This window comes from Flavobacterium sp. AG291 (assembly GCF_003350375.1).
Taxonomy (GTDB): Bacteria; Bacteroidota; Bacteroidia; order Flavobacteriales; family Flavobacteriaceae; genus Flavobacterium; species Flavobacterium suzhouense.
The window spans coordinates 1-23,892 of record NZ_QQAR01000010.1; the positions used below are offsets into that span (position 1 = coordinate 1).

Consider the following 23,892-nt stretch of genomic DNA (forward strand, 5'->3'; position numbering starts at 1 on the left):
GCTGTTAGAAATAAAATAATCCATCGGGTTTTTGCGGTAATAAAAAACCAAACCTTTTATCAAAAAGATTTGGTTATATCATAGAAATCGAAATGGCATAGTATACGCCTATCTTTTTCTAAAACTACAAAATGTAAAATTCTGGATGGTATCAAAGGGAGTTTTATGGTCAATGTTGAAGCATTCCAGTTTTTCAAAATCTTTGGTGAAGGCTTCATTTAATTCTTGCTGGGAATATTGCTTTATATCAATACCGCTACATTTTTTAGGGCCATTTTCAGAAAATGTTCCTATGGTAAGTAGTGCATTATTACTTAGTGCTGCATTGGCAGTGATAACATAATTGATAATGTCTTTTTCTTCGGTAAGGAAATGAAAAGCCGCACGATCATGCCAGAAATCATATTTCTCTATAGGTTCAAAATGTGCAGCATCGGCAACAATCCATTTTATTTTACGGGCATTATTGCCCAGTCTTTCTTTAGCTCTTTCCAGTGCTATTTCTGATATATCCAGCACAGTGATATCGGTATAGCCCATATCCAGTAATTGCGTAGCAAAAAAACTGTCACCACCACCTATATCAATAATCTTTGCTGTTTTAGGCAGGTTGTTCTTTACTACAAAATCAAGTGATGTTTGTGGTATCGGCTGGTACCAGCTTACATCCGTTAATTGCTTGGTATCGTAGATGTTTTGCCAGTGGTCTTGTCTGTTGAAGTCTTCCATTAATTCTTCGGTATAGCAGCAATTAGCTTTTTAGTATAGTCTTTCTGCGGATGCGCATAGAGGGCATCGGCTTCATTCATTTCTTCAATTTTTCCTTTGTTCATAACCAGTACCTGGTCGCTCATGTATTTTACCACGGCAAGGTCGTGTGATATGAAAATATAGGTAAACCCAAAGTTTTCCTTTAGCTCGTTAAGCAGGTTAAGCACCTGTGCCTGTACCGAAATATCCAGCGCAGAAACCGACTCATCACAAACAATAAGCTTAGGCTGAAGGGCAATGGTTCGGGCAATCCCGATACGCTGTCGCTGACCTCCCGAAAACTCATGTGGATAACGGTTAAAGTGTTCTTCGCCCAATCCTACTCGGTTTAGTATTTCGATGGTCTTTTCACGACGTTCCTTGTCATTTTTGTAACGCTTGTGCACCTGCATTGGTTCCATGATGGCTTTCCCTACAGTAATACGCGGGTTAAGCGATGAATAGGGATCCTGAAAAATGATCTGTATCTCTTTACGCAGGTCGCGAATTTCTCCGGTTGATAGTTTCGTCAGGTCAACACCACGGTATAGTATAGTTCCTGCAGTGGCTTTGTCAAGTTGTAGTATGGCATTACCAAGTGTCGATTTTCCGCAACCCGATTCGCCGACAAGGCCGAGGGTCTCGCCTTCATATATCTTAAAGCTTACATCGTCAACCGCTTTAAAGCTTACATTTTTACCAAATAACCCTGCCGACGATACGTATTCTTTTTCTACATTCTTCACTTCAAGCAATGGCGTTTGGCTGTATAGTTTTTCCAGATGTGCCGCACGCTGCTGTGGCGTTACTTCTTCCGGATTTACAGTGCCTTCAAGGTAGTCCTGAATGGTAGGTAGTCGCTTAAGGCGTACATCAAGCGACGGTCGCGAACTGATAAGCGCTTTGGTATAGGTGTGTTTTGGATCATGGAATATTTCTGCAGATTCGCCCTGTTCAACGATTTCACCCCTAAACATTACGATAACCCTGTTGGCAATCTCAGATACCAATGAAAGGTCATGTGAAATAAATATGATGCTCATTTTGGTTTCCTGCTGCAGTTCTTTCAGCAACAGTATGATTTCCTGCTGAACGGTAACATCAAGAGCCGTGGTAGGTTCGTCGGCAATAAGTATTTTAGGCTTGCAGGCAATGGCCATAGCGATCATAACGCGCTGCTTTTGCCCTCCCGATATCTCATGAGGATAACGGTTGTATATCTTTTCAGGATTTGGGAGTTTTACTTTTTCAAAAAGAGAAAGCACCTCCTGTTTTATTGCTGCCGCGGTAAGTGATGTATGTTCTTTTAATATTTCTTCTACCTGATAGCCACATTTTAATGATGGATTCAACGAACTCATAGGTTCTTGAAATATCATAGCAATGTCATTCCCACGAAGGCTGCGAAGCTCCTTTTGGCTCATGGCCGAAATATCCTTGCCATCAAACTCAATTTTTCCTTCGGTTATAGCCAATATACCTTTGGGTAATAAGCCCATAACGGCTAATGAAGTAACCGATTTACCTGAACCTGATTCACCCACAATACCAAGTATCTCATTTTCATTCAAAGTAAATGAACTGTTTTTTACTATGGGAATCCACTGGCCTTCTTTACGGGCTGAAATGGTAACGTGGTCTATATGGAGGAGAGGGTTATTCATGAAGTAAAAATAGGCATTTTTGTCCGAAGTCCGAAGTCGGATGTCCGAAGTTAGGAGATGGTATATTGGTAATATGGATAGTGAATGGAGCCTCTGACTTCGGACTTCAAACCACTAAACATGTATAATCTCATCATCCACCAAAAGCTCTTCTCTTCTAAAACGAAGCAGTACCTGTGCCACTGCGATAACGTCTTTTTCGCAATAGGTCACTATACGGTCAATGTCTTTCTCTACGTGGTATACATAACCTACCTGGCTGCCATCGATATCGCCTTTGGGCGAGGGGATGCCTAATATTTTAGTTAGCAGCTTTAGTGAAGTAAAACTTTTATAATCGCCAAATTTCCAAAGCTCCATGGTGTCCAGATGCGGTACTTCCCACGGTTTTTTGCCAAAAAGGTTCAGCTTAAGCGGTATCGCTATGTTGTTGATTATCATACGCCGTGCAATGAATGGAAAATCGAATTCCTTGGCATTGTGTCCGCACATAATATGTTGTGGCTGGCTGAAGTGATTGTTCAGCAGGTTGTTGAAGTCTTTTAATATTTTTGACTCTTCCCCATGAAAAGACGTTACCCTGAAGTGGCGGATATCCCCCTTAAACGTAAAGTAACCCACAGAAAGGCATACGATCTTGCCAAACTCTGCCCAGATGCCTGCTTTTTCATAAAACTCTTCAGGCGACTGCCCATCTTTACGCTGATAGTGTGTTTTCAGGTCGTAAAGGAGTTGGGTCTCTTCGTCAAGAAGGGTATAGTTGGGTTGCTCAGGAACCGTTTCTATATCAAGGAAAAGTATATTTTCGAGATTTATTCTTTCTAGCATATTTTGTCAACGTTTCGTCATTGCGAGCGCAATATAATGGAGCGTTGCAATCTGAGATTGCTTCGTCGTACCTCCCTGCCTTTGCCGGCAGGCAGGCTCGCAATGACCAATCGGGGTTGTTTTACTTTTTCATTGCTGTTACTTCTGCCTCTTCTTTAGTCATGGGCAGGCTGTTGCCTTTACCTTCATTGGGCTTCATAAGTCCCATCATTTTGTAGGCTTCGTCTACATATACATAAAAGTCGTTGCTGTGCGGGTCGGTAGTAGTTTGCAGTCCTTTGATATGGCCCAAGCGAACAATAATAATATCATCTTCAGGAATCACGATTACAAACTGGCCCAAGTGTCCACGAAGGTAATACATGTCTTTACCCATATAGTTGTTAAGCCAAACCCCATAGGCATATTGCGGTGAGGCAGGAAAACGCGCATGCGTCATTTTGGCTACAGCCGTACTATCTAAAATCTGCTCATTGTTCCATTTTCCGTTATGTTTAAGCAGTTTTCCAAAGCGGGCAAAATCGCGGGCATTACTTGCAATGCAGCAGTAGGCTTTTTCGATGCCATCAGGTTTGTCAATTTGCCAGAGTGCATCGTTATCGGCCCCCATTGGCTGCCAGAATTTTTTAGATACGTAGTCAGAAAGCGTTTCGCCGGTAGCTTTCGTAATTACCATTGCCAGAAGCTCGGTGGCACCGCTTACGTACTCGAATTCCTTACCCGGTTCTTTTATAACCGGAACTCCAAGCATGGTGTCCCAAAGGTGGTCGCCAAAGTAAGCTCGGGTAGTGATAGAAAAAGCACTGCTGTACTGCTCGCCCCAGTCAAGGCCTGTGCTCATAGACGAAAGGTCGCCCACGGTAAGCTTTGCTGCAAGACCTTTGCCAAATTCAGGGAAATAATCGGAAACAGGTTGATCAAGGCTTTTTATCTTACCTTCCATAATGGCTTTAAACATAGCGGCTGTAACCACGGTTTTCGCCATAGAGAAAGAGTTCGATTTGGAGTCTTTACCATAACCGTCGTAATAGCTTTCGTGCCAGATGCTGTCATTTTTAATGATAAGATAAGCTACAGTACCAAGCTCTTTATGAACTTCTTCAAGTCTTTGGGTTGCTTTTACTTTATTGTAGTCCTTATGGGTAGCCCAGGGTTGTGAAGTGCCTTTTTTAATGGTGCGGTTATCAAAATGGGTGTAGTCATCAAGATAGGCGGTAGTCTTACCGTGAAGATACACTACGCGAACAGCTTTTATAAGATAATCAACATCAAAAATGTACATCAGGGCAATGATTGCAGCAATAATGCCAACAAACCAAAGAAGGAATTTTTTCATAAGTATCGGTTAGGATGTTATGACGAATTTACATAAAAAATGGTTAGGTTTTGAGTCTGATATTATACGAATTATAATCAATTTGCACTAAACAGGATCAAAACAAACTCTGCTGAATGGGAGGTGTTTCGTGTTCCAGCAGCCATTTTTTACGCCATAATCCTCCGGCATATCCGGTTAATGAGCCATCAGATCCAATAACCCTGTGGCAGGGCACAACTACCCAAAGCGGATTTTTGCCATTAGCCGATGCTACTGCTCGGATGGCTTTTACATCGCCTAATTTTATGGAGAGTTCCTGATAAGATGTTGTTTTTCCAAACGGGATTTCGAGCAGGGCTTTCCATACCTTTTTTTGGAAATCGGTGCCCTGAGGATTGAGCGGAAAATCAAAAGTATTGCGTTTGCCGTCAAAATATTCGGTTAGCTGCAGGGCTGCGTTCTTAAGAGTTGCTGGTATTTTTTTAGTAACAGGAAGTTCTTCATCCAATACCCATATTTTACAGATGCCGTTTTCATCACCCTCAATAAGGGTAATGCCAAGCGGTGTTTTTATATGAGTCTGTTCCATTTAGGGATTATTAGATTTTTAGACTGCTGGATTATTGGATAAAGGTAGTGAATGTTGTGATAATTGACAGACCCCTACCCCTCTCAAGAGGGGTAGGGGTCTGTTACTTTTTATATTTTTAATCCTCTTCCCCTAATTCGAAAATCTCATTAACGGGTTTTTCAAAAAGGCGGGAGATCTTTAATGCCAATACAGTTGACGGTACAAATTTTCCGGCTTCCATGGCATTTATGGTCTGACGGCTAACGCCAATCCTGTCAGCAAGATCCTGCTGGGTAAGGTTAAATATGGCGCGTTGCACTTTTATATTATTCTTCATGATCTGCGGAGTGTTTAAATGTATACAATTTCCAGTTAAAACGGATAATGAAAAATAAAAGGTGTGTAAAGAGGGCAATCATCATTACGGTATAGATTATAGATCCGTATACAAACCATACACATAAAAAGAAAAGTAAATAATTTACATAGGTTGACCAAACCAGGCTTTCTAACCTTATTTTCGCCGTCATTTCATCTTCGATCTTTTCTTTTGAAAAGGCAAAAACAAGCCCGCTTATCACAAATACTGATATTAAAAGCTCATCAAATATATCATTGGGTATAAACTCAAAATATTTCATTTTCCCAAAGATATCATCGTTCATTACGGCAAAAACTGTTATGTCTAAATTGATGATTTCTGAATCGTCTATTAATAGAAGATAGAACATTACTAATGTTGCGACAATAAACATTATACCGCTTATTGTTTTAAACTTGTGCGGAAATAAATAATTCGTTTTCATGATGATTGGATTTAAGTTGAAACGAATGTAAAATAAAATTTCCAATATGACAAACAAACTTTACATTTTGTAAAATAAAAAATTCTTTTAGTAAAGAATTCGCGTCAAAACAGTTCACAAAAAAAGCCCTCCGCAAAGCGGAAGGCCTTATATATAGTAAGATGATATACGAATTAGTTAGCTGTAGGTGCAGTTACCGGAGCAGCCTCAGTAGCAGGAGCTAAAACTTTACCTTTGATAGTAAGGATTTTGTTTACGTCGCTGTCGTTTGTAGTTACAGTTACGTTTTTAGTGAAGCTTCCCGGAGATGCAGCGTTAAAAGTTGCAGTTACAGTAGCAGACTCACCTGGTTTAACAGGAGTCTTAGTGTAGTTTGTAGCTGTACATCCGCAAGACGCTTTTACATTAGTGATAAGTACAGTTTGTTTTGTAGTGTTTTTGAAAGTAAACTCGTGAGAAACCGGTTTACCTTTCTCAATATCACCAAAGTTGTGAGTATCTTCTTTCCAAGTGATTCCAGATGGAGTCATGTTTTTTGGAGCTTCTTGTGTTGCAGCAGTAGCAGCAGGAGCAGCAGCAGCTTTTTTAGCCGTAGCTGTTTGTGCAGAAGCACCCTGAGCAACAAAGAAGAAAGCACCAACAAGTGCAAGAGTAGATAATTTTAAAGTTTTCATAATCGTAATCAATTAATATTAGTTATTAAATTTTTTCAGTTTTCTATTACACAAATATATTTAGTAAAATCTTCCAATTTGTTAATCGCTTTCAAAGTATTGTTAATGACATGTTAACGGTCGTTGTTTCAGCGTTTTTTATATACAGCCCTTCACTAATTTTATACTACATTATTGTTTTGCTATTTTTGGAAGCAATATACTATTTATAAATAAAAACCGTAACCGGTTAAACAAATAACATTCCAAAATTGAAATTCAACACGTTAAATATAATAGTTTTTATTGGTTTACTTGCAATTGTAGGGGTTTTGAGCATGCAGCTTGTGATGCTTAACCAGGCGTATACCTTCGAAAAAAAGGAGGTTGGCGAGAAAATCCACTTCGCATTGCAGGATGTGGTAAACAAGATTTACAGAGACAATAACAATGAACTTCCTGCCGAAACGCCTATAAAAAAAGTGTCGGAAGATTATTATGTTGTGAATGTAAATGATGTTTTTGAGGCAGAAATACTTGAAGTGTACCTTCAAAATGAGTTCCAGAAAGTTAAGCTGGACATGGATTATGAATATGCCATTTACGATTGCGGATCTGACGAGATGATGTATGGAGAATATATAACCGCTGCGGGTAAAGCAAGGACCGATAAGGTTAAATGTGAAAAATGTTTTACCAAGCGTGCAGGTTTGGTTTATTATTTTGCGGTACGTTTTCCGCAACTGCGATACAGCTACATTTCTTCGCTTCAGCAGTACTGGATTTATACGGGTGTATTGTTCCTTGTACTGATAATTTATGTGTATTCGGTTTTCCTGATGCTCAAACAAAAGAAATATACCGAGCTCCAAAAGGATTTTATCAATAACATGACGCATGAGTTCAAAACGCCATTATCGTCCATTCTTATTGCTTCTAATTATGCTGCGAAACAGCAAGCCATTGAAAACGATCCGAAACTGAACAAATACCTTAAAATTATAATTGAGCAAAGCAATAAGCTTAACCAGCATATAGAACGTATACTTTCGGTGGCCAAGACAGAATCGTCGTTGGTATCGTTAGAGAAAAAGGAGTTTGATTTGGTAGAGCGTCTGGAACTTGTTCGTGAGAATGCTTCAATAAAATTTGAAAATGCGGTTATCACTTTAAAGAGCGCCAAACCTGAATATTTTATAAAAGCTGACGAATTTCACTTTTACAATATTGCATACAACATAGTAGAGAATGCTGTAAAATACAGTACGGGCAAACCTGAAATAACGATTACTATAAGTGAGCCAGGTAAAGGACTTGCAATAAGTTTTAGGGATAACGGTCCGGGTATCGCCCCTGAACATATTGATTATGTGTTCGATCGTTTTTACAGGGTGCCAAGAGAGAACAAGACCGAGGTGGAAGGTTTTGGCATCGGGCTTTTTTATGTAAAAAAGATATGCGAACTTCACGGTTGGAAAATAAGCATTCATAATAATGAGAGTGGTGGCATCACCATTACTATTCATATTCCTAAAAGCAGCATTGTATGAGCCGAAAGAAAATTTTATACGTAGAAGACGATAATACGCTGGCGTTCCTAACGTCAGATAACTTAGAGCAATACTATGAGGTGGTACATTTTGCTAACGGGAAGGATGCTTTTGAAGCTTTTAAAAAAGAAGAGTTTGACCTGTGTATACTAGATGTGATGCTACCTGAGATGGATGGCTTTGAGCTTGCCGCATCCATACGGGAACGTAACCTTGCCGTACCTATTATTTTCCTTTCAGCTAAAACACTTAAGGAAGACCGTATAAAAGGGCTGAAGCTTGGTGCAGATGATTACCTCATAAAGCCTTACAGCATTGAGGAACTTATCCTGAAAATTGAGGTTTTCCTGCAACGCAGCCACAAGGTTACACCATCAAAAAGTACCGCATGCATCATAGGCTCATTTACCTTCGATCCTGAAAATTATGTAGTGATAAAAGGCGATGAAAAAATAAGCCTTACCGAAAGGGAATCGGCATTGCTAAAGCTTTTCATTGACAACAAGAATACCATCCTGAAACGCGAAAAGATCCTTAGGGAACTTTGGGGTACCGACGATTATTTCATGGGACGAAGCATGGACGTTTTTATCTCACGTTTACGCAAAATTTTCAAGGACGATGAAACTATCAGAATTGAAAATATCCCTAGGATAGGGTTTAAGCTTGTAGTACCGTAAAGCCCCCAACCCCAAAGGGGAGCTTTTCACGTATTGCAATTCCCCCTTTGGGGGGTTAGGGGGCAACACTATAGAAATAATCCTCAAGTGATTTCAGTTCCTCATCAGTAAAATTCTTAGTGATGGCAAAGTTGGCCTGCATTACCGCATATTGAGAAGGGTCTACCAATGGCTCGCCATTGCCTTTAAGGAACTCGACCATATTGCCATTTTTCTCTTTGTATATTTTTGCAATTTCAATTACGCTTGGTCCAATAATCTTTTGGTCGGTCTTATGGCAAGAGAAGCAGTTTCCTTTTCCGTCAAAGATTTCCTGGCCTAATTGTTCAGAAGGGCTGAGGTCTGCCGTTGCGCCTTCAGAAACTGTTTCGCTTGTAGTGTAAGATGCGTCTTTTTTCTCTTCTGCTTTTTTGCATGAAAAAAGAGAAAGGGCAAGGAAAGGTATGATTAGTTTGTGTTTCATTTCAAAGTTTTTGCAAATATAAAAACAACCGCCCCTTCATAATGAAGGGGCGTAGTTAAATTATTTATTCAAAAGTATAGCGGCTTCTTTGGCAAAATACGTCGATATAATATCGGCTCCTGCGCGCTTAATACAGTGAAGCTGCTCGATCATAATCTTGTCGTTGTCCAGCCAGCCTCTTTCGGCAGCAGCCTTGATCATGGCATATTCGCCCGACACATGATATACCGATACCGGTACATTAACAGCATTCTTCACTTCGCGAACGATATCCAGATAAGCGATGCCCGGTTTTACCATGACAATGTCAGCACCTTCTTCTACATCATGCAATGCTTCTCTAATGGCCTCGATGCGATTTGCATAATCCATCTGATAGGTCTTTTTATCTTTCGGAACTTTCACTTCCGATTCTTTCGGGGCACTGTCAAGTGCATCCCTGAAAGGTCCGTAAAAAGAAGATGCATATTTAGCGCTGTAGCTCATAATGCCTACATGCTGAAAACCTGCACTGTCCAGTCCTTCGCGAAGACGCAACACCCTGCCGTCCATCATATCGCTTGGTGCTGCAAAATCGGCTCCGGCCTCTGCATGAGATACCGCCATGCGAACAATGGCATCTACGGTTTCGTCATTAGCCACATCACCATTTTTGATAATGCCATCGTGTCCGTATATAGAGTAGGGATCAAGAGCCACATCGGGCATAACGATAATTTCAGGAACAGCATCTTTAATGGCTTTGATAGCGCGCTGCATCAGTCCATCGGGGTTCCAGGCTTCTTTTCCGGTATTGTCTTTTAACTTGTCGTCTACTTTTACATAAATGTTTACGGCTTTTATACCAAGGCTCCAAAGCTCTTTTACTTCCTTAACGGTAAGGTCGATGGAACGGCGGAATATTCCCGGCATAGATGGGATAGCCACTTCTACATTTTTTCCTTCGGCAATGAACATTGGGAACATAAAGTCGTTTGGCGTCAGTATGGTTTCACGTACCAGCGAACGGATGGATTCGTTGGTGCGTAGTCTGCGGTCTCTGTGTATTGGAAACATGATTATTATGTTTTAAGTTTACAGTTGACGGTTGTCAGTCTATAAATTGTATTTAGTTTTTATTTTATTTTTTTCTCTTGTCAAAGCATCCGGGGCATTAAACCGATAACCAAAAAATATCGTCCCAAAGCTTACAGCATCATTCATTTCTACTTTGCTTTCGGTGTTATGGTTCGATGCGGTACCTTTTGTGTAGAGTCCGCCGTAAAAGGTATCTGAATTATATCCTAACGAAATGCTTAGCGAAGCTGTACTCAAAAAATGGGTTTCATCTTCGCCCTCATCATTCATGTACGTTATTCCGCCGCCGAGGGAAATACCTCCGGCAACCAAAAAATTTTTAGCGATAACCCAGTTGTAATTATATGCCGGAGACAGCGCAACATCTATAAAGTAAGACTTGCCTTTAAGGTCTTCGGTTTTATTGCCGTTCAGTTCGGTATAATAATACGAAAGCTGAGGTGCAAAACTTCCGGCACTTTTCAGTTGGCGTTCGCTTTGGAAAGCCAGTGCCCTGAACGAATAATTCTTATTGAAGACATAGGAAGTGCTTCCGCCTACTTTAAAGGTTTTTAATCCCGAATAGTATATAGTAGTCTGAGGAGCCTCTAGGGAGATTCCTTTTTGGTAGATAAGATCAAAATGCTGCATCCATCTGCCCGGGAAAAGGGTCATGCTGTATGCTGTCATCTTAGAGCCTTTATTGTCTTTGTTTTCGGCAAAGAATTTAGGCGCAATACCAAAACTGAAAGAAATGAAATCGTACTGAACCGAAACACCTAAGGTGGTCTTTTGGTTCGGAACCAAATCTACAGTTAGGTTTTCCTGGCTATAGTCAAGAGTAAATTGATTTGAGGTATTCAGTATAAACAGCTGTGTTGATATCTTGTCTTCAAATTTTTGAATATAGGGATTACTGAGGCTGTCGGTTTGTGCAAAACAACCGCTGCCTGTAAACAACATTGCTGCTATGTATCTGTTTACACCCAATCTATCGGATTTGCCAGTATTTTTATCAGTCGTTCTTCTTCGCTTCCTGCTGCCGGATGATGATCATATACCCATTGCACATGTGGTGGAAGGCTCATTAATATACTCTCCATACGCCCATTGGTCTTAAGCCCGAACAGCGTTCCTTTATCGTGTACAAGGTTGAATTCCACATAACGCCCACGGCGAATTTCCTGCCAGGTACGGTTTTCTTCATTATAAGGAATGTCCTTTCTTCGTTCTACAATCGGTACATAAGCCTGAAGGAAACTATTACCAACTTCTGTTACGAAATCATACCAGTTGTCTATACTGAAGTTTTCAGAAGCCTTGCAGTGGTCAAAGAACAATCCGCCTATGCCGCGTGCTTCATCACGGTGAGCGTTCCAAAAGTACTCGTCGCATTGTTTTTTGAACTTTGCGTAAAAGTCAGGGTTATGTTTGTCACAGGCCGTTTTACAGGTCTGGTGAAAATGTTTCGCATCCTCGTCAAACAGGTAGTAAGGAGTCAGGTCCTGCCCACCGCCAAACCAGCTGTCTACTACATTACCTTGTTTATCATACATTTCAAAATAACGCCAGTTGGCATGCACTGTAGGCACAAAAGGATTCTTTGGGTGGATAACCAAACTCAGTCCGCAGGCAAAGAAATCTACATCACCCACTTTAAAATAAGCCTGCATTGCCGGAGGTAACGGGCCATGTACGGCAGAGATATTTACCCCACCTTTTTCGAACACGCTGCCATTTTCAATAACGCGTGTACGTCCGCCACCACCTTCGGCACGTTCCCATATATCCTCACGGAATTTTGCAGTACCATCTACCGCTTCAAGTCCTGAAGTGATGGTGTCCTGCAACTGTTGTATGTATTGGTAAAATTTATTTTTCATATGGTTCACAGCTTTGAGATTCTTCGACTTCACTGCGTTTCGCTCAGAATGACAACATATGTCATTTCGACGACAGGAGAAATCTCAGAGATTATTTCAGCGCATTTATCTTATTAAAAATATCAAACGAGAACATCTTGCTTTCGACCTGTGTGAAATTGTACAAAGCGATGGCCTTGTCCTTAAAGGTAGGATTAGCAGCCAGTATATCGGCCAGGCGTTCCATATTAGCAAAGTCAAAATGCAGTTTGGTTATATGAGCATTCAGTTCATCACCTGTCATGGCAGCAAGGCTTTCATAAGACAATCCAAGCTGGGTAAGCAACGGTTGTGCTTCATCTTTCAGCCAGCCTTCAGGAACATAAGCCAGTTCCATAAGCTTGTTCAGGATGTTGTTTATCCTTTCATTCTCTTCGTCGCGTAGTCCTAAGCTTAGGGACATAATCTTTAGTTTGCAGTGGTCAGTGGTCAGTATTCAGTCAGAGAGGAACTGCCGACTGCTACTGCCAACTGAATACTATTTATATTCCTTCACCGCGTCAATAAATGCTTTGGCATGGTCTACCGGAATGTTAGGCAGTATGCCGTGGCCTAAATTTACAATATAATTGTCTTTGCCAAACTCATCGATCATTTGGTGAACCATTTTTTTGATGGTTGGTATAGGCGATAACAGTCGTGACGGATCAAAATTACCTTGTAGTGTAATTCTTCCGCCTGAAAGGTAACGGGCATTGCGTGCCGAGCATGTCCAGTCTACACCAAGTGCCGATGCCTTGCTTTGTGCCATATCGTTAAGAGCAAACCAACAACCTTTTCCAAACACGATAACGTGTGTTTCGGGAGCCAGTGCTTCTACGATCTGGTTGATATATTTCCATGAGAATTCCTGATAGTCTACAGGTGATAGCATACCACCCCAGCTGTCAAATACCTGTACGGCGTTTACACCTGCTTTTACTTTTTCTTTAAGGTAAGCAATGGTAGTATCGGTAATTTTCTGAAGTAGTGCGTGCGCCGCTTCAGGCTGCGAAAAGCAAAAACCTTTGGCTGTATCAAAACTTTTTGAGCCTTTTCCTTCTACCGCATAACAGAAGATCGTCCATGGCGAACCTGCGAAACCGATAAGCGGCACTTCGTCGTTCAGCATTTCTTTTGTCAGCTTAATGGCATCCATTACGTAACCAAGGGTTTCGTGAATGTCCGGTACGCGTACTTTCTCTACGTCCTGAGCAGTGCGTATAGGGTTTGGTAAAAACGGACCTACACTTTCTTTCATCAATACTTCAATACCCATAGCCTGTGGTACCACAAGGATATCAGAGAAAAGGATGGCAGCATCCGGTTTTACGATACGGATAGGCTGTACCGTAATCTCGGCAGCAAGCTCAGGCGTCTGGCAGCGGGTAAAGAAATCATACTTGTCGCGCAGTGCACGGAATTCAGGTAAGTACCTGCCTGCCTGGCGCATCATCCATACCGGTGGGCGTTCTACTGTCTCGTTGCGTAATGCTTTTAAGAAAAGGTCGTTTTTTATGCTCATGTTTGTTTTTGTTATATCCGGCTCTGTCATTGCGAGCGGAGAGTATCGGAGCGTGGCAATCTCTAGATTGCTTCGTCGTTCCTCCTCGCAATGACGAACGTCATTTACTATTTCTTATAATAATTTATACACTGTATAATCACATTCTCAACCGATGGCTGATTAGCAATCACTACATTTTGTGTTATATCTTTCAATGCGTTTGCCGTAGTTGTACCAATGCAAAAGCAGGTTTCATTCGTAATGTTGTTTTCTTTCAGGTAACTTTCTACGCCGCTTGGGCTGTAAAAAAGTATGCCATTCAGTTTGCTCTTAATCGTGTGTGGCGAAAGCACTGTTTCATACGCCTGAATCTCATTCATTTCAATTCCGGCGGCTTTTAATGCTTCCGGTAGCGTATCTCTTCTCAGGTTGCCCGAGAAAAAAGTAAAGCTTTCATCGGCATAACCTTGAGTAATCGTTTTGGCAAGCTCTTCGGCATAATCGGTGCAGACCTTTACGGTGTAGCCGTAATGTTCAAGGGCTGCTTTGGTTTTTATGCCTACACAAAAGATACCCTTATCCTTAAGCTGTGCCGAATCGCCATTGTGCAAAAAGCTAATTACCGCATTCTGACTGGTGAATATCAGGTTATCCTTTGCGGTGCCAATCTCAAAACGTTTCAGGCTAACCGAGATAAAATCAGCTTCTACCACTGCCAACCCTGCATTGAGCAGGAATTGCTTATGGTTTGCCAAAAGCTTTTTGGTAGACAGCACACGAAAGGTTTCCATTATTTTTTCAGTTGGTCCTTAATCTTCGCCATTAGTTCGCTACCGCCATTATTCAGCACTTCATGGGCACATTTGTTGCCAAATTCTGCCGCGTCTTCATCGGTATCCATCACTTTTTCTATATGGATCCGTTCTTTGCCATCTATTGATAATAGTACACCCTCAAAACGGATATCTCCGTCTATATTGGTTGCCAATGCGCCTATAGGAGCCGTACAGCCACCCTCAAGCGTTCGCAGGAACTGACGTTCAATACGGGTGCACAATTCGGTTTCGGCATGGTTTAGTTTTGCCAGAGCTTCAAGACTGTAAAGGTCGTTTTCCATAGCAACTACTACCATAGCACCCTGCGCAGGAGCCGGAATCATCCAGTCCAGATCGATATAATTTTCAGGAAGCAGGTTAATGCGCTCCAATCCGGCAGCGGCAAAAACAGCCCCATCCCAGTTGTTGTCTTTGAGCTTCTGCAAACGGGTATTTACATTACCGCGAAGGTCGGTTACATTATGATTAGGGTAGCGGTGCAGCCATTGTGCCTGTCGGCGAAGGCTGCCTGTTGCGATAGTACCATTATCATGAAGGAAATCGGTATTCCCTTTATGTACAAGAATGTCGTTTACATTAGCACGCTCTAAAACGGCTGCCTGCACTATGCCTTTTGGCAATGCGGTAGGCACGTCTTTCATGGAATGTACTGCAATGTCTACCTCGCCTTTTATCATGGCAACATCCAGTGTTTTAGTAAAAATACCGGTAATGCCAAGTTCGTATAGCGGGACATCGAGAATAATGTCTCCGGTAGATTTTACGGCAACAATTTGTGTCGGATACCCTAACTGATTCAGTTTGCGTTCTACGGTATGCGCCTGCCAAAGGGCAAGTTCGCTATCGCGGGTACCTATTCGTATTGGTTTTTTCATTTGGAAGAAGGTTCGATCTGAAACACCTTTTCGATCCATTCGATGCTTTCATCTACCATTGTATCGCGGTCTTTAAGATGATTTGCAAAATGTGTCGTAATCTTGTGTATAATGCGCTGGCTGATTATTTCGGCCTGCTCTTCATCAAAATTACTTATTTTTTTGCGTTGAAAGTTAAGCTCAGTATCTTTTATAGTATTAAGCTTTTCTTTAAGGGCGTTTATAGTAGGGGCAAATTTTCGGGCTGTTGTCCAGTCGGTAAATTCGCCTTTAATATCTTCAATAATAGCCTCGGCAGCAGGAATATGTTTCTTGCGGTTTTCAAGGGTAATATCTGTAATTTTGGAAAGGTCATCAAGATGTACCACAGTAACACCTTCAAGTTCCGTTACATTGCTGTGCACGTTTTTAGGAATAGAAAGGTCAAGGATAAGCAATGGTTTATTGATGTCCAGAATATCTTTATCAATAGTAGGCATAGGAGCTCCTGTAGCAACTACAAGCACATCGGCTTTAGCTACTTCCAGCGGAAGCAGGTCGTAGTCCTTGACGATGAGGTTAAATTTTCCGGCTACCTGTTCTGCTTTTTCACGGGTACGGTTAACAAGGATAATGTGGTCGTTCTTGGTATGCTTAACCAGGTTTTCGCAGGTATTGCGTCCTATCTTGCCGGTGCCAAAAAGCAGTATGTTCTTGTTTTGGATATCGGTCACATTGTTCATAATGTACTGTACCGATGCAAATGATACCGATGTGGCTCCCGAACTAAGTTCGGTTTCGTTTTTAATCCGTTTGCTTGCCTGTATCACGCAGTTTACAAGACGTTCCATAAAAGCATTGGTAAGCCCTAATGATTTTGATTCGCTAAAACTGGTCTTGATCTGGCTGATGATTTCGAAATCACCTAATATCTGGCTGTCAAGTCCTGAGCCCACACGGAATACGTGATCGATGGCTTCAGCATTTTTATATACAAAGGCTACACGCTGAAATTCTTCAACAGTACCCTGGCTGTTATCACAAAGTAGTTTTATTAACTGATAAGGGTGTTGGGCATAACCGTATATCTCGGTTCTGTTGCAGGTAGATATAACAACAAGGCTCTCGATGCCTTCCTGTTTTGCCTGCTCCAGCAAAGCAGTCTTTGCCGTATTTCCTAAACTAAATTTGCCCCTTATCTCGGCATCGGCTTTCCTGTAACTCAGACCCACCGCATAAAAATAATGATGCCTCGATATATTATTGTTCTCCATAGTGCGCACTTATCCTAAAAGTTCTACAAAAGTATTGTGAACGTTTTTTAAAAAATAACGCTCAAAGTCCTATTTGTATCGCTGTGGGATATTTTGGCACGAAAATGTATTTATTTGGTCAAATAATCTAAATTTGCAATAAAATCAGCGTATTGCAAAAATATAGTTTAGAATAATTCTAAATAAAGTTAGATTTGATTTTTGCGATTGCCATAAAAAAAATACCGCTATGGGTTCTCATGAGGAAATTAAGATTGAGGATGATTTTATAGTGCTGCGCTTTCAGAACGACAGCGATGAAACCTCTCATTATGAACGGGAAGTAGGAACAGACCTCATACAATTTCACTTTGGCATAAAGGGTCGTGCCAAGTTTATTTTTAACCAGGGCCGCTATGCGCTCGACCTTAGAGAGGAGTTATCGTTGTTTTTGTACAACCCACAAAAAGAGCTTCCGGTGCATCTTGAAATAGCTCCGCACAGCTGGGTAATATCGGTACTGGTATCCATCAAAAAATTTCACGGATTCTTCTCAGAACAGGCCGATCATATTCCTTTTTTGAGCAATGACAACATTGATAAGAAATATTATAAGGACGAAAAAATAAACCCGTCTATGGCTGTGGTGCTGAGTCAGCTTTTTCATTTTAATCTACACCAGAGCATCAAGAAATTATATTTTAAAGGGAAGGTATACGAACTGTTAAGCCTTTATTTTAACCGTGCCGAAGATACCAATGCCGAGTCATGTCCTTTCCTTGTAGATGAGGAGAACGTAATAAAAATACGTAAGGCTAAAGACATTGTAATTGCTAATATGGCAGAACCGCCGGGACTTGAAGAACTGGCCGATCAGGTAGGCATCAGTTTAAAGAGGCTCAAAATGGGCTTTAAGCAGATTTATGGTGACAGTGTATACAGCTTCCTGTTTGACTATAAGATGGATTATGCCCGTAAGCTGCTTGACAGTGGCACCTATAATGTAAACGAAGTAGGACTAAGGATAGGGTATAGTACCGCCAGCCATTTTATATCGGCATTTAAGAAGAAATTTGGAACCACGCCTAAGAAGTATTTAATGAGTATAAACGAGAAGGTTTAAGAAAAACAAAAAAACAAACCGCCTTTCGCATGGTTTTTGTGAACAGCTAAAGGCTTTTAAAATAGCAAACAAAGAGTAATATAATGAAAGGAGTACTACTAGTAAATCTGGGGTCGCCAAAAAGTCCGACGCCAAAAGACGTAAAGCCATATCTTGATGAGTTCTTAATGGACAAATATGTAATAGATGTTCCGTTTTTATTAAGAGCATTGTTAGTGAGAGGTATTATTCTTCGCAAAAGGCCGGAAGCGTCGGCTGAAGCTTACCAGAAAATATGGTGGGAAGAAGGCTCGCCGCTTATTGTGCTTTCGGAAAGGATGCACAAAAAAGTGAAACAAAGAACAGAGTTGCCGGTAGCGCTGTCAATGCGTTATGGCGAACCATCTATAGAACAGGGACTTCAGGAATTGTCTGACCAGGGCGTTACCGAAGTGCTGCTGTTTCCGTTATACCCTCAGTATGCCATGGCTTCTACACTTACTATATTAGTACTGGCTGAAGAAATAAGGAAAAAGAAATTCCCTCACATGACCTTTACCGATGTTCCTGCTTTTTATGATAAGCCGGATTATATTACTGCATTGGCAAATTCAATAAAAAGATCACTGGAAGGGTTTGATTACGATCATCTGCTGTTCTCATATCACGGCATCCCGGAGCGTCATATCAGAAAGACCGATGTAACCAAATCGCATTGTAAAATAAACGATACCTGTTGTGTAACGCCATCGGCAGCACACAAATTCTGTTACCGTCACCAGTGTTACGAAACTACCCGTTTAGTGGTAGAGCAACTGGGTATTCCTAAAGAGAAATATTCGCTTACGTTCCAGTCGCGCCTTGCCGGCGACAAATGGCTGGAACCATATACCGACGTTGAAATCAACAAAATGCCTTCCGGCGGAATTAAAAAACTGGCGGTGGTAACACCTGCTTTCGTAGCCGACTGCCTTGAGACCCTTGAGGAGATCGCAATGCGTGCCAAAGAGGAATTTGAAGAGCATGGCGGCGAGAAATTCCTGGCAATTCCTTGTCTTAATGATAATGATGAATGGATTGGTGTTGTGAGCAACTGGATTAATGAATGGGCTCACGCTGAAACACCGGCAGTATAAATGGAGATTTCATCCCGCGAGCTTGCAAAAAAAGATATTAAGAGCCTGCTGATAAAACAGTCGGTTCCGGCATCTATAGGTATATTGTTCATGACGGTCAATATACTTATAGATACCATTTTTGTAGGTCGCTGGATTGGTTCATTAGCTATAGCTGCACTATCAGTAGTTATGCCTATTACTTTTTTTATCTCATCATTGGGCATGGCAATAGGCACAGGCGGAAGCTCGGTATTGTCGCGTGCGCTTGGTGCCAAAAACAAGGATAAGGCGCTTGCTACTTTTGCACACCAGATCATGATGACCTTTGGAGTATCATCGGTATTTGTGGCTACCGGACTTTTTTTTGGGGATGAGATACTCTTTCTTTTTGGATCAAACGGTGATATTACCGAACCGGCAAGAATATTCTTTTTCCCGATACTGCTGGCAGTACCATTTCAGGCACTGAGTATGATGGGTAATAATGTAATCCGTGCCGAAGATAAATCAAGGCATTCTATGATATCCATGATCATATCTGCATCATCCAATATAATACTTGATATCCTTTTTATAAAAATACTCGGATTGGGAGTAATGGGAGCAGCATTGGCAACAGCATCATCCTTCTTTTTGTGTTTTGTATATATACTTTGGTTCTTTATTTGCCGAAGTGAGCTTCGCCTTAAATGGAGCCATTTTACCTGGAAGAAAGAAATAGCAGGAGAAATTACTTCCCTCAGCTTTGTAACCTTTGCAAGACAAGGGGTAATAAGTGTACTGGCTGTAATACTTAACCATACCTTGTTTGCGCAGGGAGGTGAACATGCCATCACGGTATATGGTATCATCAGCCGTATGCTCATGTTTGCACTGTTTCCTGTACTGGGCATTACGCAGGGCTTTTTGCCGATTGCAGGGTATAATTATGGAGCAAAGAACCATGAAAGAGTGCGCGAATCGGTTTTTCTGTCTATTAAATATGCGGGAGGGCTGGCGATCCTCATATTCATTGTAATCTTGGTTTTTGCAAAGCCTATAACAGCAGTTTTTACTACCGACCCTGATGTTATCCGGGATACACCGGGAGCATTGCGCTGGGTCTTTGCGGCATCGCCCATTATTGCGGTACAGCTTATAGGTGCAGCCTATTTTCAGGCGGCAGGAATGGCTAAAAAAGCACTGATGCTTACGCTATCCAAACAGGGCTTTTTCCTGATACCATTGGTGCTTATATTACCACAGTTTTTTGGTATTTTTGGTGTATGGGTGGCTTTTCCCATTGCCGATGTACTCTCTACGATAGTAACCGGGATATTTTTAAAAACAGCAATGACCGAACATGTTAATGAAGAATAAATGGAATACTACAACTACATAAAATCACTGCACCTCATATTTGTAATCACCTGGTTTGCCGGACTGTTTTATATTGTGAGGCTGTTTGTGTACCATATTGAGGCGAATGACAAGCCTTCGCCTGAAAAAGAGATACTCATCAAACAATACAAACTGATGAGCTACAGGCTATGGTACATTATTACCTGGCCGTCGGCAGTACTGGCAACAATCTTTGCGATAACGCTTTTATGCCTTATGCCACAATGGCTGCAACAGCCGTGGATGCACGTAAAGCTTACATTCGTTTTTCTGCTGTTTTTGTATCATTTTAAATGCCACAGTATTTTTAAGCAATTGCAGAGGGATGAGGTAAAATATACTACGGGCTTTATGAGATTGTGGAATGAAGGTGCGACCATCATACTTTTTGCGGTGGTATTTTTAGTGATACTCAAGAGTGCCATCAACTGGATATTTGGCGTGGTTGGTATTATAGTGTTCTCTATACTGCTCATGCTGGGCTATAAATTTTACAAACGCATAAGAGAGAAAAACAACTCTTAATGAAACAAAAATTCAAGATAAAGAGGTGGTCATTGCGGACAAGGATTTTCCTGTCCATGATTTTTATTACCCTTATCGCATCGCTGCTTATTGCCGCGGTGAGCATTTACCAGTTTAAAAAAGAAGCGAAAGATTACCACCAGGACAGGCTGGAACGCAAGGAACTTGCCATAAAGGCGCACATCAACTATATTCTTGCCAATACCACCTATCCGCTGAATACCGAAAACCTTCCGCTGATATTCCGAGAGCGAATTCATGAGCTTGCCAATATCCACGGCATGGAAATTAATATCTACGACCTTAACGGGCATTTGCTGAAATCGTCTAAGGCAGCCTTTTCGGTCGATACCATTAGCATGAACATACCGGCACCTATACTAAAGGTGTTGCGCTCTACTGCCGAAAAGAGGTATGTAGATTTTAAAGTAAAAGACGGCAAGCGTTTCCGTTCGTCTTACAGCTATATAAAAGATACTAAATTTAAGCCTTTAGGCATAATGAACCTGCCTTATATAGAAGACGATGGTTATTATGAAAAAGAAACCAGTAATTTCCTGATACGCTTCACACAGGTATATTCCTTTATGCTGTTGATATCAGTTATTATAGCTTACTTCCTGTCGAGCTATATTACCAAGTCGATTAAAGAAGTGTCTGACCGCCTTAAAGAAACCCGACTCAGCGAAGAGAACGAAAAACTCGATATGGGTGATACCCCTCAGGAGATAAGCCTCTTGGTGGATGCCTATAATAATCTTGTTGACGATCTTGATGAAAGTGCGACCAAGCTCGCCCAGAGCGAGAGGGAACAGGCATGGCGCGAAATGGCCAAGCAGGTAGCCCATGAGATCAAGAACCCGCTAACGCCAATGCGTCTTACCGTGCAGAGCTTCCAGCGTAAGTTTGACCCGAACCATCCGGAGATCGTCCAAAAGCTCGACGAGTATTCTAAAACCCTGATACAGCAAATAGATACCATGAGTTCGGTAGCATCGGCATTCTCGAGTTTTGCCTCTATGCCGGCACAGCAAAACGAAACACTGAACGTGGTAAAGATCGTTCAGCTGGCATTGGAGATATTCAACGAACCTTACATTAATTACCATGCCGATGAGCCTTATATCATTACCCGTATGGACAGGACGCAGCTTATCCGTATCATTACCAATCTGGTTAAGAATGCAACACAGGCTATTTCGGAAGATGAAGTTAATCCAATGGTTGAGGTGAGGGTTTTCCGCGAAGGCGAAATGGCAAAGATTTCGGTAAAAGATAACGGTAAAGGAATTAGCATGGAAAATAAGCGCCGTATTTTTGAACCGAAGTTTACGACCAAAACCAGCGGTATGGGTCTGGGGCTTGGGATCATAAAAAATATTGTGGAAAATTACCACGGTACGATTACCTTTGAAAGCACTATAGGCGTGGGTACTGAATTTTTAGTTACCCTGCCAATTACTAACGCCGAAGGCGACGAAGAAGAGACAAACAACAAACATACATAATACAATGAATTACGAAAACATACTTACGGAACAGGCTGACGGGCTTGCTGTAATTACCATTAACAGGCCAACAAAGCTTAATGCACTTAACAAAGCTACCATTCAGGAGCTGCACGAAGCCTTTAAAGCACTTGATGCTGACAATAGCGTAAAAGCAATAATCGTAACCGGAAGTGGCGAGAAGGCTTTTGTTGCCGGTGCTGACATCTCTGAGTTTGCTGATTTCTCTACAGATCAGGGGGAACTTTTAGCAGCTAAAGGGCAGGAACTTCTTTTTGATTTTGTACAGAACCTTTCTACTCCTGTAATTGCAGCAGTTAACGGTTTTGCACTTGGTGGAGGTCTTGAACTGGCTATGGCAGCACATTTTAGGGTAGCTTCAGATAATGCTAAAATGGGTCTTCCGGAAGTATCGCTTGGTGTTATTCCGGGGTATGGCGGAACGCAGCGTTTGCCACAGCTTGTAGGCAAAGGCCGTGCTATGGAAATGATTATGACAGCAGGTATGATAAACGCCGAAGAAGCAAAAGCCTACGGATTGGTAAACCATGTAGTGCCCCAGGCAGAGCTTGTAGATTTCTGTAAAGGTATTGCGGCTAAGATCATGAAAAACTCTCCGGTAGCGATATCGGCTGCTATAAAAGCCATCAATGCTAACTTTGAGGATGGAGTAAATGGTTACGAAGCAGAGATAAAAGCCTTTGGTGAATCGTTTGGAACTGCCGATTTTAAAGAGGGTACAACAGCATTCCTTGAAAAGAGAAAAGCGGAGTTTCCGGGGAAATAATAACCATGAACTATATAAAAACACAAAACCGGCATTACGCCGGTTTTTTTATTCCTTGTGTACATCTTTAAATTTGAGCATATCAAATAAGCGTTGTTCTTTATCGTTGTCAAATCCGCAGGAGGTTTTGAATTCTTTGGGATTCTCATAGGTGCCAAACAACATATCCCACCAAACGATGTCGCCATAGTTATTAGTGTGTTTGTTGTACTCGTGATGGATGCGGTGCATCTCCGGTCTTTGAAATATGTAGCCTATCCATTGCGGTGTTTTGATATTGGTATGGTAAAAGAACTCACCCAATGCGGTACATACCGTATAGATACCCGCGGCTTCAAGATTAAGCCCTAATAGCGAATAGACTAATAGACTTCCTATGATGGAGTTTACAACCATTTCCATAGGGTGCTTGTAAAACGAAGTGACTACTTCTATACGTTGTGCGCTATGGTGTATCTGGTGAAAGCGTGTCCATAAAAAGTCGCTGCGATGACGCCACCTGTGCCACCAGTAAAACAGGAAGGTAGCAATAAAATAAGCAATAATGCCGCCCAAAGCAGGCGATACATGGCTGGACAAATGGAAGAGCGAAAATGATGATAACCATTTCTCCCAACTGATGCCGGCCAGCAATACAACCCCCAACTGGATAAAGTTTACACCTAGTACCCTTATGGTCCAGGTAGGTACTTCGGGCAGTTTCCAGCCCAGGTTAAGCCGTTCTATTAAAAAACATACGGCAAATGCGATGAATATAATGAGTAGCATATAAGTTGGTTTTA

At 41.5% G+C, this 23,892-nt stretch carries 26 protein-coding genes; 8 read left to right on the top strand and 18 right to left on the bottom strand.

The genetic code is table 11. The features are described 5' to 3' along the window. Positions 1-108: 108 nt before the first annotated feature. The 8 genes from DEU42_RS11195 to DEU42_RS11230 all read right to left on the bottom strand — a co-directional run bounded on the left by DEU42_RS11195 (position 109) and on the right by DEU42_RS11230 (position 6,611). Positions 109-729, bottom strand: coding sequence for a class I SAM-dependent methyltransferase (locus DEU42_RS11195; protein WP_114758394.1), 621 nt, complete (start codon positions 727-729; stop codon positions 109-111). After that, positions 729-2,414 carry an ABC transporter ATP-binding protein gene (locus DEU42_RS11200; RefSeq protein WP_114758395.1) on the bottom strand — a complete coding sequence of 562 codons (1,686 nt, stop codon included), beginning with the start codon at positions 2,412-2,414 and terminating at the stop codon, positions 729-731. Before DEU42_RS11200 ends, DEU42_RS11195 begins: the two co-directional genes overlap by 1 nt. A 114-nt stretch (positions 2,415-2,528) precedes the next feature. Then, positions 2,529-3,242, bottom strand: coding sequence for a 3'-5' exonuclease (locus DEU42_RS11205; RefSeq protein WP_114758396.1), 714 nt, complete (start codon positions 3,240-3,242; stop codon positions 2,529-2,531). A 121-nt stretch (positions 3,243-3,363) separates the two neighbouring features. After that, entirely contained in the window at positions 3,364-4,578 is a 1,215-nt protein-coding gene (locus DEU42_RS11210; RefSeq protein ID WP_114758397.1) for a serine hydrolase domain-containing protein, read from the bottom strand. Between the two features lie 97 nt (positions 4,579-4,675). Further along, positions 4,676-5,149: a methylated-DNA--[protein]-cysteine S-methyltransferase gene (locus tag DEU42_RS11215; RefSeq protein WP_114758398.1), complete on the bottom strand. Its 474-nt coding sequence runs from the start codon at positions 5,147-5,149 to the stop codon at positions 4,676-4,678. 118 nt (positions 5,150-5,267) lie between these two features. Further along, positions 5,268-5,468 carry a helix-turn-helix transcriptional regulator gene (locus DEU42_RS11220; RefSeq protein ID WP_114758399.1) on the bottom strand — a complete coding sequence of 67 codons (201 nt, stop codon included), beginning with the start codon at positions 5,466-5,468 and terminating at the stop codon, positions 5,268-5,270. Further along, on the bottom strand, positions 5,458-5,937 hold the full coding sequence (locus DEU42_RS11225) for a hypothetical protein (protein ID WP_114758400.1): 480 nt from the start codon (positions 5,935-5,937) through the stop codon (positions 5,458-5,460). Before DEU42_RS11225 ends, DEU42_RS11220 begins: the two co-directional genes overlap by 11 nt. Positions 5,938-6,110: 173 nt before the next feature. Beyond that, the gene (locus DEU42_RS11230; protein ID WP_114758401.1) at positions 6,111-6,611 is read right to left on the bottom strand and encodes a DUF1573 domain-containing protein; all 501 of its coding nucleotides are present in this window, start codon (positions 6,609-6,611) and stop codon (positions 6,111-6,113) included. A 251-nt stretch (positions 6,612-6,862) separates the two neighbouring features. Between DEU42_RS11230 and DEU42_RS11235 the strand changes: the two genes are divergently transcribed. Together DEU42_RS11235 and DEU42_RS11240 are read left to right on the top strand one after the other, a co-directional pair. Beyond that, positions 6,863-8,140, top strand: a complete 1,278-nt coding sequence (locus DEU42_RS11235) for a sensor histidine kinase (RefSeq protein ID WP_233506659.1) — start codon at positions 6,863-6,865, stop codon at positions 8,138-8,140. Further along, positions 8,137-8,820 (top strand): response regulator transcription factor, encoded by a 684-nt coding sequence (locus DEU42_RS11240; protein ID WP_114758403.1) that lies wholly within the window; start codon positions 8,137-8,139, stop codon positions 8,818-8,820. The genes DEU42_RS11235 and DEU42_RS11240 overlap by 4 nt, the downstream gene beginning before the upstream one ends. 55 nt (positions 8,821-8,875) lie before the next feature. On the opposite strand, the gene DEU42_RS11245 is transcribed toward DEU42_RS11240, so the two are convergent. The 9 genes from DEU42_RS11245 to hemA form a co-directional block, all read right to left on the bottom strand. Continuing rightward, positions 8,876-9,283, bottom strand: a complete 408-nt coding sequence (locus DEU42_RS11245; RefSeq protein WP_114758404.1) for a c-type cytochrome — start codon at positions 9,281-9,283, stop codon at positions 8,876-8,878. A 60-nt stretch (positions 9,284-9,343) separates the two neighbouring features. Continuing rightward, a complete protein-coding gene (gene hemB / locus DEU42_RS11250; RefSeq protein ID WP_114758405.1) occupies positions 9,344-10,339 on the bottom strand; it encodes a porphobilinogen synthase in 996 nt (331 codons plus the stop codon). 39 nt (positions 10,340-10,378) lie between these two features. Continuing rightward, positions 10,379-11,329: a DUF4421 family protein gene (locus DEU42_RS11255; RefSeq protein ID WP_147278108.1), complete on the bottom strand. Its 951-nt coding sequence runs from the start codon at positions 11,327-11,329 to the stop codon at positions 10,379-10,381. Further along, positions 11,320-12,222 carry an oxygen-dependent coproporphyrinogen oxidase gene (gene hemF / locus DEU42_RS11260; protein ID WP_114758407.1) on the bottom strand — a complete coding sequence of 301 codons (903 nt, stop codon included), beginning with the start codon at positions 12,220-12,222 and terminating at the stop codon, positions 11,320-11,322. The genes DEU42_RS11255 and hemF overlap by 10 nt, the downstream gene beginning before the upstream one ends. 91 nt (positions 12,223-12,313) lie before the next feature. Beyond that, positions 12,314-12,664: a hypothetical protein gene (locus DEU42_RS11265; RefSeq protein ID WP_114758408.1), complete on the bottom strand. Its 351-nt coding sequence runs from the start codon at positions 12,662-12,664 to the stop codon at positions 12,314-12,316. 75 nt (positions 12,665-12,739) lie between these two features. After that, entirely contained in the window at positions 12,740-13,765 is a 1,026-nt protein-coding gene (gene hemE, locus DEU42_RS11270) for a uroporphyrinogen decarboxylase (RefSeq protein ID WP_114758523.1), read from the bottom strand. A gap of 107 nt (positions 13,766-13,872) precedes the next feature. Next, on the bottom strand, positions 13,873-14,538 hold the full coding sequence (locus tag DEU42_RS11275) for a uroporphyrinogen-III synthase (protein WP_114758409.1): 666 nt from the start codon (positions 14,536-14,538) through the stop codon (positions 13,873-13,875). Next, complete coding sequence (hemC, locus tag DEU42_RS11280) at positions 14,538-15,458, bottom strand: hydroxymethylbilane synthase (protein ID WP_114758410.1); 921 nt, start codon at positions 15,456-15,458, stop codon at positions 14,538-14,540. Before hemC ends, DEU42_RS11275 begins: the two co-directional genes overlap by 1 nt. Further along, positions 15,455-16,711 (bottom strand): glutamyl-tRNA reductase, encoded by a 1,257-nt coding sequence (hemA, locus tag DEU42_RS11285; protein ID WP_114758411.1) that lies wholly within the window; start codon positions 16,709-16,711, stop codon positions 15,455-15,457. Before hemA ends, hemC begins: the two co-directional genes overlap by 4 nt. Before the next feature lie 229 nt (positions 16,712-16,940). On the opposite strand from hemA, the gene DEU42_RS11290 reads away from it, so the two are divergent. From DEU42_RS11290 to DEU42_RS11315, 6 genes are all read left to right on the top strand, one after another. Then, complete coding sequence (locus DEU42_RS11290) at positions 16,941-17,813, top strand: helix-turn-helix transcriptional regulator (RefSeq protein WP_114758412.1); 873 nt, start codon at positions 16,941-16,943, stop codon at positions 17,811-17,813. A gap of 83 nt (positions 17,814-17,896) precedes the next feature. Beyond that, the gene (gene hemH, locus DEU42_RS11295) at positions 17,897-18,928 is read left to right on the top strand and encodes a ferrochelatase (protein ID WP_114758413.1); all 1,032 of its coding nucleotides are present in this window, start codon (positions 17,897-17,899) and stop codon (positions 18,926-18,928) included. Further along, positions 18,929-20,269 (top strand): MATE family efflux transporter, encoded by a 1,341-nt coding sequence (locus DEU42_RS11300; RefSeq protein ID WP_114758414.1) that lies wholly within the window; start codon positions 18,929-18,931, stop codon positions 20,267-20,269. Beyond that, positions 20,270-20,815 (top strand): CopD family protein, encoded by a 546-nt coding sequence (locus DEU42_RS11305; RefSeq protein ID WP_114758415.1) that lies wholly within the window; start codon positions 20,270-20,272, stop codon positions 20,813-20,815. Then, positions 20,815-22,323: a sensor histidine kinase gene (locus tag DEU42_RS11310; RefSeq protein ID WP_199509086.1), complete on the top strand. Its 1,509-nt coding sequence runs from the start codon at positions 20,815-20,817 to the stop codon at positions 22,321-22,323. Before DEU42_RS11305 ends, DEU42_RS11310 begins: the two co-directional genes overlap by 1 nt. Positions 22,324-22,327: 4 nt before the next feature. Then, positions 22,328-23,110, top strand: a complete 783-nt coding sequence (locus DEU42_RS11315; RefSeq protein ID WP_114758417.1) for an enoyl-CoA hydratase/isomerase family protein — start codon at positions 22,328-22,330, stop codon at positions 23,108-23,110. A 48-nt stretch (positions 23,111-23,158) separates the two neighbouring features. Here DEU42_RS11315 and DEU42_RS11320 read toward each other — a convergent pair whose 3' ends face one another. Next, the gene (locus DEU42_RS11320) at positions 23,159-23,878 is read right to left on the bottom strand and encodes a sterol desaturase family protein (protein ID WP_114758418.1); all 720 of its coding nucleotides are present in this window, start codon (positions 23,876-23,878) and stop codon (positions 23,159-23,161) included. Between the last annotated feature and the right edge of the window lie 14 nt (positions 23,879-23,892).

Bases quoted from the DNA above. Each gene is read 5' to 3' on its own strand.
- DEU42_RS11290 (WP_114758412.1), top strand. From the start codon at position 16,941: ATGGGTTCTCATGAGGAAATTAAGATTGAGGATGATTTTATAGTGCTG.
- DEU42_RS11305 (WP_114758415.1), top strand. From the start codon at position 20,270: ATGGAATACTACAACTACATAAAATCACTGCACCTCATATTTGTAATC.
- DEU42_RS11200 (WP_114758395.1), bottom strand. From the start codon at position 2,414: ATGAATAACCCTCTCCTCCATATAGACCACGTTACCATTTCAGCCCGT.
- DEU42_RS11240 (WP_114758403.1), top strand. From the start codon at position 8,137: ATGAGCCGAAAGAAAATTTTATACGTAGAAGACGATAATACGCTGGCG.
- DEU42_RS11310 (WP_199509086.1), top strand. From the start codon at position 20,815: ATGAAACAAAAATTCAAGATAAAGAGGTGGTCATTGCGGACAAGGATT.
- hemC (WP_114758410.1), bottom strand. From the start codon at position 15,458: ATGAAAAAACCAATACGAATAGGTACCCGCGATAGCGAACTTGCCCTT.
- DEU42_RS11205 (WP_114758396.1), bottom strand. From the start codon at position 3,242: ATGCTAGAAAGAATAAATCTCGAAAATATACTTTTCCTTGATATAGAA.
- DEU42_RS11265 (WP_114758408.1), bottom strand. From the start codon at position 12,664: ATGTCCCTAAGCTTAGGACTACGCGACGAAGAGAATGAAAGGATAAAC.
- DEU42_RS11275 (WP_114758409.1), bottom strand. From the start codon at position 14,538: ATGGAAACCTTTCGTGTGCTGTCTACCAAAAAGCTTTTGGCAAACCAT.
- hemF (WP_114758407.1), bottom strand. From the start codon at position 12,222: ATGAAAAATAAATTTTACCAATACATACAACAGTTGCAGGACACCATC.
- DEU42_RS11320 (WP_114758418.1), bottom strand. From the start codon at position 23,878: ATGCTACTCATTATATTCATCGCATTTGCCGTATGTTTTTTAATAGAA.
- DEU42_RS11300 (WP_114758414.1), top strand. From the start codon at position 18,929: ATGGAGATTTCATCCCGCGAGCTTGCAAAAAAAGATATTAAGAGCCTG.
- DEU42_RS11230 (WP_114758401.1), bottom strand. From the start codon at position 6,611: ATGAAAACTTTAAAATTATCTACTCTTGCACTTGTTGGTGCTTTCTTC.
- DEU42_RS11220 (WP_114758399.1), bottom strand. From the start codon at position 5,468: ATGAAGAATAATATAAAAGTGCAACGCGCCATATTTAACCTTACCCAG.
- hemA (WP_114758411.1), bottom strand. From the start codon at position 16,711: ATGGAGAACAATAATATATCGAGGCATCATTATTTTTATGCGGTGGGT.
- DEU42_RS11315 (WP_114758417.1), top strand. From the start codon at position 22,328: ATGAATTACGAAAACATACTTACGGAACAGGCTGACGGGCTTGCTGTA.
- DEU42_RS11195 (WP_114758394.1), bottom strand. From the start codon at position 729: ATGGAAGACTTCAACAGACAAGACCACTGGCAAAACATCTACGATACC.
- hemB (WP_114758405.1), bottom strand. From the start codon at position 10,339: ATGTTTCCAATACACAGAGACCGCAGACTACGCACCAACGAATCCATC.
- hemE (WP_114758523.1), bottom strand. From the start codon at position 13,765: ATGAGCATAAAAAACGACCTTTTCTTAAAAGCATTACGCAACGAGACA.
- DEU42_RS11215 (WP_114758398.1), bottom strand. From the start codon at position 5,149: ATGGAACAGACTCATATAAAAACACCGCTTGGCATTACCCTTATTGAG.
- DEU42_RS11225 (WP_114758400.1), bottom strand. From the start codon at position 5,937: ATGAAAACGAATTATTTATTTCCGCACAAGTTTAAAACAATAAGCGGT.
- DEU42_RS11245 (WP_114758404.1), bottom strand. From the start codon at position 9,283: ATGAAACACAAACTAATCATACCTTTCCTTGCCCTTTCTCTTTTTTCA.
- DEU42_RS11210 (WP_114758397.1), bottom strand. From the start codon at position 4,578: ATGAAAAAATTCCTTCTTTGGTTTGTTGGCATTATTGCTGCAATCATT.
- hemH (WP_114758413.1), top strand. From the start codon at position 17,897: ATGAAAGGAGTACTACTAGTAAATCTGGGGTCGCCAAAAAGTCCGACG.